Origin of the sequence: Streptomyces tamarix (assembly GCF_032423885.1) — a bacterium.
Classification (GTDB): Bacteria; Actinomycetota; Actinomycetes; order Streptomycetales; family Streptomycetaceae; genus Streptomyces; species Streptomyces tamarix.
Window position 1 is genome coordinate 1 of sequence record NZ_JAWCTQ010000026.1, and the last position, 12,496, is coordinate 12,496.

General features: G+C 75.2%; 12 protein-coding genes. 4 read left to right on the top strand and 8 right to left on the bottom strand.

What is annotated here, in order from left to right; genetic code table 11:
* Positions 1-53: 53 nt before the first annotated feature.
* Positions 54-1,553 carry a GNAT family N-acetyltransferase gene (locus RND61_RS20195; RefSeq protein ID WP_315879412.1) on the bottom strand — a complete coding sequence of 500 codons (1,500 nt, stop codon included), beginning with the start codon at positions 1,551-1,553 and terminating at the stop codon, positions 54-56.
* A 636-nt stretch (positions 1,554-2,189) separates the two neighbouring features.
* Here RND61_RS20195 and RND61_RS20200 point away from each other — a divergent pair.
* Entirely contained in the window at positions 2,190-2,948 is a 759-nt protein-coding gene (locus tag RND61_RS20200; RefSeq protein ID WP_315879413.1) for a GntR family transcriptional regulator, read from the top strand.
* A 19-nt stretch (positions 2,949-2,967) separates the two neighbouring features.
* On the opposite strand, the gene RND61_RS20205 is transcribed toward RND61_RS20200, so the two are convergent.
* From RND61_RS20205 to RND61_RS20220, 4 genes are all read right to left on the bottom strand, one after another.
* Positions 2,968-4,125 (bottom strand): ROK family transcriptional regulator, encoded by a 1,158-nt coding sequence (locus RND61_RS20205; RefSeq protein WP_315879414.1) that lies wholly within the window; start codon positions 4,123-4,125, stop codon positions 2,968-2,970.
* 294 nt (positions 4,126-4,419) lie between these two features.
* On the bottom strand, positions 4,420-4,983 hold the full coding sequence (mug, locus tag RND61_RS20210; protein WP_315879415.1) for a G/U mismatch-specific DNA glycosylase: 564 nt from the start codon (positions 4,981-4,983) through the stop codon (positions 4,420-4,422).
* Position 4,984: 1 nt separating this feature from the next.
* Positions 4,985-6,418 (bottom strand): adenylosuccinate lyase, encoded by a 1,434-nt coding sequence (gene purB / locus RND61_RS20215; protein WP_315879416.1) that lies wholly within the window; start codon positions 6,416-6,418, stop codon positions 4,985-4,987.
* A gap of 102 nt (positions 6,419-6,520) precedes the next feature.
* Positions 6,521-7,300: an SGNH/GDSL hydrolase family protein gene (locus RND61_RS20220; protein WP_315879417.1), complete on the bottom strand. Its 780-nt coding sequence runs from the start codon at positions 7,298-7,300 to the stop codon at positions 6,521-6,523.
* A 112-nt stretch (positions 7,301-7,412) separates the two neighbouring features.
* Between RND61_RS20220 and RND61_RS20225 the strand changes: the two genes are divergently transcribed.
* Positions 7,413-8,438 carry a maleylpyruvate isomerase N-terminal domain-containing protein gene (locus tag RND61_RS20225; RefSeq protein ID WP_315879418.1) on the top strand — a complete coding sequence of 342 codons (1,026 nt, stop codon included), beginning with the start codon at positions 7,413-7,415 and terminating at the stop codon, positions 8,436-8,438.
* A gap of 48 nt (positions 8,439-8,486) precedes the next feature.
* Here the strand turns inward: RND61_RS20225 and RND61_RS20230 are convergent, their stop codons facing one another.
* The 3 genes from RND61_RS20230 to RND61_RS20240 all read right to left on the bottom strand — a co-directional run bounded on the left by RND61_RS20230 (position 8,487) and on the right by RND61_RS20240 (position 11,595).
* Positions 8,487-9,503 (bottom strand): hemolysin family protein, encoded by a 1,017-nt coding sequence (locus RND61_RS20230; protein WP_315879419.1) that lies wholly within the window; start codon positions 9,501-9,503, stop codon positions 8,487-8,489.
* On the bottom strand, positions 9,500-10,984 hold the full coding sequence (locus RND61_RS20235) for a hemolysin family protein (RefSeq protein WP_315879420.1): 1,485 nt from the start codon (positions 10,982-10,984) through the stop codon (positions 9,500-9,502). Before RND61_RS20235 ends, RND61_RS20230 begins: the two co-directional genes overlap by 4 nt.
* Before the next feature lie 176 nt (positions 10,985-11,160).
* Positions 11,161-11,595, bottom strand: coding sequence for a GNAT family N-acetyltransferase (locus RND61_RS20240; RefSeq protein ID WP_391653789.1), 435 nt, complete (start codon positions 11,593-11,595; stop codon positions 11,161-11,163).
* 87 nt (positions 11,596-11,682) lie between these two features.
* Between RND61_RS20240 and RND61_RS20245 the strand changes: the two genes are divergently transcribed.
* Both RND61_RS20245 and RND61_RS20250 read left to right on the top strand, forming a co-directional pair.
* Complete coding sequence (locus tag RND61_RS20245) at positions 11,683-11,934, top strand: antitoxin (RefSeq protein WP_315879421.1); 252 nt, start codon at positions 11,683-11,685, stop codon at positions 11,932-11,934.
* A 16-nt stretch (positions 11,935-11,950) separates the two neighbouring features.
* The gene (locus RND61_RS20250) at positions 11,951-12,322 is read left to right on the top strand and encodes a fic family toxin-antitoxin system, toxin component (RefSeq protein ID WP_315879422.1); all 372 of its coding nucleotides are present in this window, start codon (positions 11,951-11,953) and stop codon (positions 12,320-12,322) included.
* Positions 12,323-12,496 lie beyond the last annotated feature (174 nt).

The window sequence follows — 12,496 nt, forward strand, 5'->3', positions numbered from 1 at the left end:
TCGCTGCCGGTTTTTGGCCGGATCTCGCTGCCGCCGGGCCCTCCCGGAAGCGGCTACGGATGGTGAGGGGCGCCCTGACCGGCGCGGCCGGACTCCGTGGTCCGGTCGGTGTCCGAAGCGGGCCGCCCGTGCCTTTCGGCCGACTTGCGCCGTTCGGCGCGCAGGGCGTCGAGCCGGGCGGTGATCACCAGGGTGCCCTCCTCGATCTGGTAGTCGAGGGGCAGCCGCAGGGCGCGCATGGCGGCGACCATGCCCGTGTTGGACGCCTGCGTCACGGCGTAGACGCTGTCGCAGCCCGCCTCGACGGCGAGGCCGACGAGACGGCGCAGCAGCTCGGAGCCGATGCCGCGGCGCTGCCAGGCGTCCTCGACGAGCAGGGCGACCTCGGTCTCGTCGCCGTCCCACAGCAGGTGCCCGAGGGCGACCATCCGGCCGGAGGCGGTCTCGACGGCGAGGGTCCGGCCGAAGCGGGGGCTGAGCAGGTGGTTCAGGTAGCGGTCGGCGTCGGCGACGGGGCCGTGGTAGCGCAGCCCGAGGGTGTGGTCGGAGCAGCGGTCGTGCATGGCCCGCGCGGCCTCCACGTCGTCCTGGTCGGCGCGGCGGACGGTGATCTCGTCGCCCTCGGGCAGGGTGAGGACGTCCTGGCTGCGCGGCACCCGCGGCCCGAGGCGCGCGTCCAGCTCGGCCAGGGCGCGGGCCCGGGCGAACTCGCTGGGCGTGAACGGCAGGTACGGGCGCTCGACCGTGAGCACCCCGCCGTACGGGTCGCGCAGCAGCATCACCGTGTCGCCCTGCTCCAGGGTGCCCTCCACCGGGGCCGTGCGACTGCTGCCGCGGCCGGTGGGGGAGGCGGCGGGGACGGAGCGGATGGTGCAGCGGCCCAGCAGCTGCCGCAGGGCCAGGGGCAGTTCGGCGGCGTCGAGCGCGGTGCGGGTGGCCATGCCCAGGACCCGCGTGGGCGTGTCGACCAGGTCGTGGGCGTCGGCCCGCTCGATCCACGTGTGCGCGCCGCCCGCCGCGGCGATCTGCCGGGTCAGCGCGGCCGGCTGGAGCGGCGCGGGGGCGCGCAGCAGGAACTCGTCGACGGTCCCGTCGGCCAGCGGATGGGTCTGCAGGGTCAGGATGTCCACCCGCAGCTCCGCGAGCGCCCCGCACAGGGCGGCCAGGCTGCCCGGCTCGTCGCGCACGGTGGTCCGCATCCGCCACAGCACGGTCCCGGTCCGGACGGGCTCCGCGCCGTGGCCCCGCCCGGCGGCCGGCGCGCGGTCCGGCGCGACCGGTGTCTCCGGGGGTGCCGAGGCCGGCGGCGCATGGCTGTGGCGACGTGCCCACCAGGTGTGGAAGGCGGCGGTGGCCACCAGGACCACCGCCGAGACGACGAGCAGGTACGGGCCGTCCGGGCCGTGCGCGATGGCGTTCGCGATCGCGTCCGCGACCGCCACGGCGGTGAACAGGGCCGCGAGCTCGACGAGGTCCCGCCGCCAGTGGTGCTGTCGGCGGGTAGGCTTCGCGGTGGTGACGGTCGCCGTGGTCGTCTGGGGCATCTGGGTCATGACAGCACTCTGACGCAGCGGTGTTGCGCGGTCACGAACGATGTGTGACTGACGGGTTAAGCATGCATCTGAACCCTTAAAGGTTGATTTTTACAGTTTTCGGCGCAGGGCACCCCACCCCTCGCGCGGGGCGCGCCCGGCTCGTGGCCGACGTCCGGGTGGCGTCCCTCCTTCCCGCCACCGGGCCGCCCGGCGACACCGCCGTCCCCGAAGCCGGGCAGGTCCACACCACGTCCCGCTCACCCGCCAGGACCCTGTCACCGGCTCCCGCGTCTGCCGGTGGGGGATGCCGTGCGGCGGCAGGGGTGGCCCGCCCGGGTTCCTCCGCCCGTACCGCGCGGACGGCGCACGGCCCCCCTCGGGGGACTCCGCCGTGAACGGGACCTCCACGGCCGTGCCGGCGCCCCCGTCGCCCGTCAGACCCCGTCGAGGCGGCGGATTGGCCGCAAATACCCTTCGGTGGCCGGGAGTTCAAGAGCGTATCGGCCACGCGGCGCCGTCATGTCGCCCACTCTGGCGACGATTGGTCTTGACCAAGGAGGTGGCCCGCCCTATGGTCGCAGGGATAGTGCAGGGACCTTTAATAAACAAAGGCACGGAAAGTCGTCCGGGGCACGGCGATCGCGGAGGATCAGGGTGGGGACCACGCAGCTGGAATCGGTGCCGGAGCCGAAGTACTGGCACCTGAAGACCGTGATCGGTGAGGCGCTCGACTCCGAGTTCCAAGTCGGGGAGATCCTGCCCAACGAGCGGGAGCTCGCCGCGCGCTTCGGCGTCGCCCGCGCCACGCTCCGCCAGGCCCTCGAACAGTTGGAGCTGGAGGGCCGCCTCCAGCGCCGCCGCGGCGTCGGCACGACCGTCGCCCCGCCCCGCGTCGGCGTGGACGTCTCCACCGCCCGGCACCGCTGGCCCGGCGCCGGCGAGGAGAGCTGGCAGGCCGTCGACTGCGTCACCGCGCCGCCGCCCGCCGCCGTGCTCCGCCTCCTGGAGGCCGACGACGCCCCCGACGGCGGCGCCGACCGCCCCGTGTACGCGGTGCGCCGGCTGCGGGCCACGCACGGCCAGGCCCTCGCCGCCGAGCAGTTGTACGTCCCCGCCGCCTCCGTCCCCGGCCTCGTCACGTCCCAGTCCCTGACCGGCCCCGCCCTCGCGCGCGGAGTCCTGCGCGAACTGGAGCGGCTCCCCCTGGAGGGGCAGGACCGCGCCGTCGAGCTCGGCTCGGCCCGCGCGGACGACGCCCGGGAACTCGACCGCCTGCCCGGTGCCCCGGTGCTCGTCGTCACGACGCGCTACCTGTCCGGCGGCCGTACGGCGGCGGTGTCCCTCGCCACCTACCGCGCCGACACGTGCCGTCTGACCTTCGGCGACGCGGGCGACCTCCAGATCGCCTCCTGAGCCGCGGGCGGCGCCCCGCTCAGCGCCGCGCGGTGACCGTGCCCTCCACGGCGAACAACTGCTCCTCGACGTGGTCCAGGGCCAGCCGGAGCGCACCCGTCGCCACGGCCGCCTCGCCCAGCAGCGACAGCTCCACGCGCGGCGGCCGCAGGCAGAACCGCGCCAACTCCTTCCGCAGGGGCGGCAGGACGCCGTCCAGGCCGGCCGCCCACCCGCCGACGACCACCATCTCCGGGTCCAGCGCCAGTACCAGCGCCCCCACGTCGTGCACCAGCCGCTGGGTGAACCGGTCCACGGCCGCCAGCGCCCGCTCGTCGCCGCGCCGCGCCCGCGCGAACACCTCCGCCACCGCCTGCTCGTCCAGCGGGTGCAGCGGCTCGTCCGTCGTCGACAGCAGCGCCTCCGGGGCCTCCCCGCGCCCCAGCAGGTGCAGCGCGCCGATCTCCCCGGCGGCCCCGCCGAACCCCCGGTGCAACCGCCCCCCGATCAGCGCCCCGGCGCCCGGGCTCAACCCGGCCAGGACGAACACGATGTCGTCCGAGTCGATCGCGGCGCCCTTCCAGTGCTCGGCGACCGCCGCCGCGTTGGCGTCGTTCTCCACCAGCACCGGACAGTGGAACGACCGCCGCAGCCGCTCGCCCAGCGCCAGCCCGGTCCACCCCGGCAGCGCCGTGCCCAGCCGCACCGTCCCGTCCGCCTCGACGATCCCCGGCGTGCCCACGCCGACCGCCCGCAGCGTGCCGCGCGCCACGCCGGTGCGGCGCAGCACGTCCGCGACCGCCGCCCGCACCCGCTCCAGCCGCTCGTCGGCCGACGCGCTCTCGGAGACGGCGCGCGTGCCCGCGCCGATGATGCGCCCGTCGAGCCCCGACAGGAGCGCCGCCACCCGGTGCGGGCCGATCTCGATGCCCAACAGGTGCCCGGCCTCGGCCCGGAACCGGAACCGCCGCGCGGGCCGCCCTTGGCGCCGCACCTCGCGTTCCTCGGGGCCGGCCTCGACGACGAGCCCCGCCTCGATGAGCCCCTCCGTCACCCCCTCAACCGTGGGGCGGGAGAGGCCGGTGAGCCGCGTGAGGTCGGTGAGCGTACGGGCGTCACCGCCGCGCAGCGCATGGAGTACCACCGCGGAGTTGATCCGCCGCAGTAGCGACGGGTCCCCGCCGGTCAGCCGCCCCACCGTGTGTCCTCCCAGCTCGAGCCGCGTGTCTGCCGGATGGTACTCAATGCCGGGGCGGGCGGCGAGCGCGGGCCGACCGGGAGAGCCGGCACAGCGGAGTGCGCCGCGGCGTCCCGAGCCGCCCGGCGACCGCGCCGGCGACCGCGCCGGGGGCCCGCGGAGCCCCGGGGCGCGCCGGCGGTCACGCCCCGCGCCTCCACCCGCGGCGGGCGGAGGACGCGGATCGAGGACGAAGCGGTGGACGTCGCCCGCGCCTCCACCCGCGGCGGGCGGGGGACCTGCGGGCCGTCGCCGTCACGAAGACGGACCGTCCAACGCCGCGACGCGCAGCCGGGCGTACTCCTCCGCCATCGTCTGCGCCGTCCAATGCGCGTTCAGCCCGCTCGGGTTGGGCAGGACCCAGATCCGCGTGTCGCCGATCGTCCGTTCCTGCGGCCCCGTCACGGCCTTCCTGTCGCCGAAGGCCACGCGGTACGCGGTCACGCCGACGACCGCGAGCCAGCGCGGCCGCAGCCGCTCCACCTTGGCGGTGAGCAGCCGGCCGCCCTCCCGGAACTCGTCGTCGGTCAGCTCGTCCGCGCGCGCCGTCGCCCGCGCCACGACGTTGGTGATGCCCAGCCCGTACGACAGCAGCTCGTGCTGCTCGGACGGCGCCAGCCGGCGCGGGGTGAAGCCGGACAGGTGCAGCACGGGCCAGAAGCGGTTGCCGGGCCGGGCGAAGTGGTGGCCCGTCGCGGCCGACATGAGGCCCGGGTTGATGCCGCAGAAGAGCACGGTCAGGCCGTCCGCGACCACGTCGGGGACGACGCGGTCGCGGGCGGCCTGGAGCTCCTCGGCGGTGAACCGGCGTGCGGCCATGTCAGAGGATGGCGCCCGGGGCGTAGGCGGCGGCCTCCGGGTGTCGCTCGGCGATCTCCCCGATCCGCGCGACCACGGCGCCCACCTGGTCGGCGGCCGCACCCGTGAAGGACAGCTTGTCGGCCATCAGCGCGTCCAGCTCCGCGCGGTCCAGCGGGATCCGCTCGTCCGCCGCGAGCTTGTCCAGCAGCTCGTTGCGCTCGACGCCCTGCTCGCGCATGGCCAGCGCGGACGCGACGGCGTTCTCCTTGATCGCCTCGTGGGCCACCTCGCGGCCCACCCCGGCCCGCACGGAGGCCATCAGCACCTTGGTGGTCGCGAGGAACGGCAGGTACCGGTCCAGCTCCCGCGCGACGACCGCGGGGAACGCGCCGAACTCGTCCAGCACGGTGAGGAACGTCTCCAGCAGCCCGTCGAAGGCGAAGAACGCGTCCGGCAGCGCGACCCGGCGCACCACCGAGCAGGACACGTCGCCCTCGTTCCACTGGTCGCCGGCCAGTTCGCCGGCCATCGACGCGTACCCGCGCAGGATCACCATCAGGCCGTTGACGCGCTCGCAGGAGCGGGTGTTCATCTTGTGCGGCATCGCGGACGAGCCGACCTGGCCCGGCTTGAAGCCCTCGGTGACCAGCTCGTGGCCCGCCATCAGGCGGATCGTCTTCGCCAGCGACGACGGGGCGCCGGCCAGCTGCACCAGCGTCGTCACGACCTCGTAGTCGAGGGACCGCGGGTAGACCTGGCCGACGGACGTGAACGCGTGCGCGAAGCCGAGGTGCGCGGCGATCCGCTGCTCCAGCTCGGCCAGCTTCGACGCGTCGCCGCCCAGCAGGTCCAGCATGTCCTGCGCCGTGCCGACCGGGCCCTTGACGCCGCGCAGCGGGTAGCGGCCCAGCAGCTCCTCCAGGCGCGCGTACGCGACGAGCAGCTCGTCCGCGGCGGTCGCGAAGCGCTTGCCGAGCGTCGTGGCCTGCGCGGCCACGTTGTGCGACCGGCCGGCCATGACCAGCTCGCCGTACTCGGCGGACAGCTTCCCGAGCCGCGCCAGCACCGCGACGGTGCGGTCCCGCACCAGCTCCAGGGACAGCCGGATCTGCAGCTGCTCGACGTTCTCCGTCAGGTCGCGCGAGGTCATGCCCTTGTGGACCTGCTCGTGCCCGGCGAGGGCGTTGAACTCCTCGATCCGGGCCTTCACGTCGTGCCGCGTGACCTTCTCGCGCTCGGCGATCGACGCCAGGTCGACCTGGTCGAGGACCCGCTCGTAGTCGGCGAGGGCGGCGTCCGGGACCTCGATCCCGAGGTCCTTCTGGGCGCGCAGCACGGCGAGCCACAGGCGCCGCTCCAGCTTCACCTTCTGCTCGGGGGACCAGAGGACGGCGAGCTCGGCGGAGGCGTAGCGGCCGGCGAGGACATTGGGGATGCGAGGCTTTGCAGTCACGTGTACGGATTCTACTGGCGGTTCCTGCAGGTCGACGCCCCGCCCCGGTTCGTGCGTTGCTACGAGGCGCCTGTCGTCCGCGCCCCGGCCGGGCGGGGGCGGCTATGCCGAGGGGCCGTTGTACGGCAGGAGCTCCGGGCGCTTCGGGGGGCGGCCGTCGCCGGACGAGCGGCCGGTCAGCCGCCGCCCGATCCACGGACCCAGGTGCTGCCGGGCGAACCGCAGGTCGTTCAGCCGCCGCTCCGCCCAGGGGCCCCGCACCTCCGGCGGCAGGGGTGCCCGCCAGTCCTCCTGGGGCTCCAGTCCGAGCGCCTGCCAGACCGCCTCGGCCACCCGTCGGTGCCCCTCGGCCGTCAGGTGGAGCCGGTCCACGTCCCACAGGCGCGGGTCGCCGAGCACGTGCGCCCCGTACAGGTCGACGACCAGCGCGCCGTGGCGCGCCGCCAGGTCGTCGACGTGCGCGAACAGCTCCTCCATGCGCGGGCGGAAGCGTTCCAGCACCGGGCCGCGGCGACCGGGGCTGCGCATCAGCACGAGGCGCTTGCACGACGGCGCCAGCCGCTCGACGGCCTCCTCCAGCCGCGCGCGCACCCGGCCCATGTCGCACCCGGGGCGCAGCGTGTCGTTGAGCCCGCCGACCAGCGTGACCACGTCGGCGCCCATCTCGGCCGCCCGGTCCACCTGCTCGTCGACGATCTGGGCGATGAGCTTGCCGCGCACCGCCAGGTTGGCGTAGCGGAAGCCGGGCGTCAGGGCGGCGAGACGGCCCGCGAGCAGGTCGGCCCAGCCCCGGTACGAGCCGTCGGGCAGCAGGTCCGACATGCCCTCGGTGAAGCTGTCGCCCACCGCGACAAAACTCGTGTACGTAGCATTCATCTCCATGGCGGAGCGATCGTATCGCGGTGTGGGCCGTGCCCGGACGTTCGCGTAGGGTCGCTGGGGGCCGGGGCGGGAAGCGGCCGGAGGAGACGGCGGGGGAGAGGCGGGAGGGCCCATGACGGAGGCACTGGAGCGGGCGTTGGCCGACGCGCTGGCCCACCTGCTGACCGCCGCCGGCACGCGCGGCGACGGGGCGTCCGACCCGGACGGGGCCGTGCGGTGGACGGAGCACACGGCGCGCGTCCTCCAGCGGCTCGAGCCCGCCGACCGGCGCCGCCTCTCCGGGCTGTTCCACGACACGGCCCGCCGCGAACCCGAGGGCGCCCGGCGCGCCGCGCTGCTGCGGCTGCCCGAGAGCCTGGGCCTGACCGGCGGCGCCCACGCCGCGTACTGCGACGGCGTCCAGGACCACATGGCGCGGTTCGTCGCGGCGGTGCGGGGCGCCGACCCGGCGACGCCGGTGCCCACCTGCCCCGGCTGGACCCTCGCCGACCTCGCACGGCACGTCGGGGAGGTGCACCGCTGGATGGAGCACCTCGTCCGCACGCGCGCCCCCGCGCGCGTCGAGGTCGAGGACGTCCCGCTCGACCTGCCCGGCGACCCGGCCGCGTACCCCGCCTGGCTGGCGCGGGGGACCGACGCGGTGCTGCGGGCCCTGCGCGCCGCGCACCCCGACACGCCGATGTGGTCGTACGGCGCCGACCCGCACGTCCGGTTCTACCCGCGGCGGCTGTTCTTCGAGACGGCCGTCCACCTCGCCGACGTCGAACTGGCGCTGGGCGCCGAGCCGCTGATCGCGCCGGGGACGGCCGCCGACGGCATCGAGGAGTTCCTGGAGAACCTGCCGTACTACGGCTGGGTGGCCGAGCCGACGTCCCGGCTCGGCCGCGACGGGGCGACCCTGCGGCTGCGCGCGGCCGACACCGGCGGGGTGTGGACGCTCACGCTCGGCGGGGGCGGCTTCGCCTGGCGCGCGGACGGCGACGACCCCACCGGCACCGGCGCCACCGTCACGGTCGAGGCGGGGTGCGGCGAGCTGCTGCTCCTGCTGTACGGCCGGTACGGCGCCGGGGAGCGCCGGTTCACCGTCACCGGCGACCGCGCGCTCCTCGACGCCTGGCTGGCCGCGACCCGCTTCTGAGCCGGAGCCCGCCCGCGCGCCGCGGCCTCGGGTCCGGCCGCGCGGGCGTCAGGAGGCCGGGCCGCCCACCAGTTCGCGCAGCACGTCCTCCATCGTGACCAGCCCGGCCAGCCGGCCGTCGTCGTCGAGGACGGCCGCCAGGTGCGTACGGCTGCGGCGCATCGCCGTCAGCACGTCGTCCAGCGGGGTCGCGGCCCGCACCCGGGCGATCGGGCGCATCGCCGTCACCGGGAGCGGCCGGTCGCGCGGTATGACGTCCAGCGCGTCCTTGACGTGCAGGTAGCCCAGGATGCGGCGGGACCGGTCCACCACGGGGAAGCGGGAGAACCCGGACCTCGCGGCGAGCCGCTCCACCTCGTCCGGCGTGGTGCCGACCTGCACGTACACGACCCGCTCCAGCGGCATGACCACGTCGCGCACCGGGCGGCGGCCCAGCTCCAGCGCGTCGTGCAGCCGTTCGGCGGCGCGGTCGTCGAGCAACCCCGCGTCACCGGCGTCGGTGACCATCCGGGCCAGCTCGTCGTCCGAGAACGTCGCCGCGACCTCGTCCTTCGTCTCCACCCGCAGCAGCTTCAGCAGCGCGTTGGCGAACGCGTTGACCGTGAAGATCACCGGGCGCAGCGCCCGCGCCAGAGCCACCAGGGGCGGGCCGAGCAGCAGCGCGGTGCGGACCGGCTCCGCGAGGGCGACGTTCTTCGGCACCATCTCGCCCAGCAGCATGTGCAGGTACGTGGCCACCGCCAGGGCGATCACGAACGAGATCGGGTGGACCAGGCCGTGCGGCACGCCGACCGCGGCGAACAGCGGCTCCAGCAGGTGCGCGATGGCCGGTTCCGCGACGACGCCGAGCACCAGCGTCGCCAGCGTGATGCCGAGCTGGGCGGCGGCGAGGAGCGCCGAGACGTGCTCCAGGCCCCACAGGACGCTGCGCGCCCTGCGGTCGCCGGCCTCGGCCCGCGGCTCGACCTGGCTGCGGCGTACGGAGATCAGGGCGAACTCCGCGCCGACGAAGAACGCGTTGAGGACCAGCGTCAGGAAGCCGATCAGCAACTGGACGACGATCATCGGCCGGCCTCCTCGTCCGAAGGACCGGCGGCGCCGGAAGTCCTTGAAGCCCCGGAGGCACCCGAGGCCCCGGAGACCCTTGAAGCCCCGGAGGCGCCCGAGGTACGCGAAGCCCCGGAGGAAGCCGGGTCCCGCGGGCCACCGGCGCCTCCCGCCTCCCCGGGCTCCTCCTCCGCCGCGGCCGGGGCGTGCAGCATGACGCGCGCCGCCCGGCGGCCCGAGGCGTCGACCACGTTCAGCAGCCAGCCGGCCACCTCGACGGTGTCCCCGGCCTCCGGGATGCGGCCCAGCGCCGTCGCGACGAGCCCGGCGAGCGTCTCGTACGGGCCCTCCGGGACGTGCAGCCCGATCGACCGCAGCTGGTCGGTGCGGGCGGCCCCGTCGGCGGACCACAGCGTGCGCCCGTCGGGGTCCTCGCCGGCCCGCGCCAGGTCCGGCGTCTCGTGCGGGTCGTGCTCGTCGCGCACCTCGCCGACGACCTCCTCGACGATGTCCTCCATCGTCACGACCCCGGCCGTGCCGCCGTACTCGTCGATGACGACGGCCATGGTGGCCTTGCCGTACATCCGGTCGAGCAGCCGGTCCACGGTGAGGCTCTCCGGCACCAGCACCGGCTCGCGCAGCAGCTCGACCACCGGGGTCCGGTGGCGCAGCTCGGCGGGGACGGCCAGGACGTCCTTGATGTGGGCGGTGCCGACGACCGTGTCCAGGCTGCCCCGGTAGACGGGGAAGCGGGACAGGCCGGTCGCGCGGGTGGCGTTGGCGACGTCCTCCGCGGTGGCCTGCACCTCCAGGGCGGTGACCTGGACGCGCGGCGTCATCACGTTCTCCGCGGTGAGCTCGGCCAGGTTGAGCGTGCGGACGAACAGCTCGGCGGTGTCCGGCTCCAGCGCGCCCTCCTTCGCGGAGTGGCGCGCCAGCGCGACCAGCTCCTGCGGGCCGCGCGCGGACGCCAGCTCCTCGGCGGGCTCCATGCCCAGGCGGCGCACCAGGTGGTTGGCGGTGTTGTTGAGGTGGCTGATCAGCGGCTTGAAGGCGGCGCTGAAGACCCGCTGCGGGGTCGCCACGACCTTCGCCACCGCGAGCGGCGACGAGATGGCCCAGTTCTTGGGCACCAGCTCGCCGACGACCATCAGGACCACCGTCGACAGCGCCGTGCCGATCACCAGCGCCAGCGACGAGGCGACCCCCGGGGACGCGCCGAGGTCCCGGAGCGGGCTGCTGATGAGCCGGGCGACGGAAGGCTCGGCGAGCATGCCCACGACCAGGTTGGTCACGGTGATGCCGAGCTGGGCGCCGGAGAGCTGGAACGTGAGCGACCGTACGGCCCTCAGGGCGCCGGCGGCGCCGCGCTCGCCACGCTCGACCGCGCGTTCCAGCGTCCCGCGCTCGATCGTGGTCAGCGAGAACTCGGCGGCGACGAACGCGCCGCACGCCAGAGCGAGCAGCAGCGCCACGAGGAGCAGCAGCACTTCCGTCATCGGTTCACCTCCATCCCATGATCGGTCAGAGGCGGGAGGAACGCGCGATGTCGAGAGCGGGTCGTACTACCGGGGGGCTCGCCCATGGGCGGACGCTCACGCACCTTTCGCATGCGGTCGGAATCGTCCGCCCATGCTAAAGGAGCGGCAAAAGGGGCGTCAGGACCGGTCCCCGGTCAGTCCGCGAGCGGCTTGACCCAGCGGCTCCACTGGGGTTCGGGGGCGTAGCCGGCCGCCCGCCAGGCGTGGTGCGCCAGTCCGTTGCGGTCCAGCACCATCGCGTCGGCCCGCCGCCCGCCCAGCCGCGCGAACCGCTCCTCGGCGGCGGCGAGCAGCGCCGTCCCCACGCCCCGCCGGCGCCGCTCGGGGTGGACGGCGAGCCGGTACAGGTGGCAGCGCCAGCCGTCGAACCCGGCGATCACGGTGCCCGCCAGCTCCCCGCCGCACTCCGCCAGGAGCAGGGCGCCGGGGTCCCGGGCGACCAGCCGCCCGACGCCGTCGCGGTCGTCGCTGATGCTCGCGCCCTCGGCCGCCACCTTCCAGAAGGCCAGGACGGCGTCCAGGTCGGCGGGGTCGGCGGCGCGTATACGAAGATCGTCCATACGGGTCATCCCATCATCGCGCGCGAGGCGGCGTCGAACGGATTCGGCCGGCCCCGCCCCTTGCGGATGCTAGCGCCAGGACGCTAGCTTGGTGGGGTGGCGAAGACTCAGCTGAACGTACGGGTGGACGAGGTGACCGCCGAGGCCGCCCGGCGCAGGGCGCGACAGCGGGGGGTCAGTGTGAACCGGTACATCGAGGAGCTCGTCCAGCGCGACGTGGGTGAGGCGGGCCGCACGTTCGTGGACGCGGCGGCCGACTTCATGAAGCAGTACGAGTCCGTCTTCGCCGACGAGTTCCGCGGCGACCCGGCGCTCGGGCCCCGGCCCCGCCCGGAGGGCGGCCGGTGAGGGCGTTCGCGCGCGCATGAACCTCTCCGTCGATCTCGCCTGGCTGCTGATGGTCGCCGAGCAGAAGGCCCCGGGCGACCCGCAGGTCGTCGACTGGGGCGCGCTCGTCGCCGCGGTCAGCCGGCACGACGCCGAGATATTCGGCATCGCCGTCTACGACGACCCGCACACCCGCGCCGCGGCCCTGCTGCAACTGCTGCTGCACGTCCCGGCACTGGAGCACTCCAACGCGCTGTTCGCGTCGGCCGTCGCGTACGGCTACCTCGTCGCGTGCGGGCTGCGCGTCACGACCTCCCCGGAGCGGGTCAGGGACCTGGCGCGCCTGGTGAAGGGCGGCACGGCGGACATCCGCGACATCGCCGGCGAACTGGAGCGCTGGACGCTCTGACCCGGCGCCCGCCTGAGTACGCCGCGGGCCGGCACCCGAGTACCCCGGCGGATGCCCCGCGCCCCGCCGCCGCGGTTGCCTGGGCCCATGACCCGCGCACCCGCCCGCCGCCGCGTCGAACCGAAGCGGATCGCCCCGCTCGGCACGGCCCTCGCCGGCGCCCTGCTGCCCCTC

Bases quoted from the DNA above. Each gene is read 5' to 3' on its own strand.
- RND61_RS20230 (WP_315879419.1), bottom strand. From the start codon at position 9,503: ATGATCGTCGTCCAGTTGCTGATCGGCTTCCTGACGCTGGTCCTCAAC.
- mug (WP_315879415.1), bottom strand. From the start codon at position 4,983: ATGGCCGCACGCCGGTTCACCGCCGAGGAGCTCCAGGCCGCCCGCGAC.
- RND61_RS20235 (WP_315879420.1), bottom strand. From the start codon at position 10,984: ATGACGGAAGTGCTGCTGCTCCTCGTGGCGCTGCTGCTCGCTCTGGCG.
- RND61_RS20220 (WP_315879417.1), bottom strand. From the start codon at position 7,300: ATGGAGATGAATGCTACGTACACGAGTTTTGTCGCGGTGGGCGACAGC.
- RND61_RS20240 (WP_391653789.1), bottom strand. From the start codon at position 11,595: ATGACCCGTATGGACGATCTTCGTATACGCGCCGCCGACCCCGCCGAC.
- RND61_RS20250 (WP_315879422.1), top strand. From the start codon at position 11,951: ATGAACCTCTCCGTCGATCTCGCCTGGCTGCTGATGGTCGCCGAGCAG.
- RND61_RS20225 (WP_315879418.1), top strand. From the start codon at position 7,413: ATGACGGAGGCACTGGAGCGGGCGTTGGCCGACGCGCTGGCCCACCTG.
- RND61_RS20195 (WP_315879412.1), bottom strand. From the start codon at position 1,553: ATGACCCAGATGCCCCAGACGACCACGGCGACCGTCACCACCGCGAAG.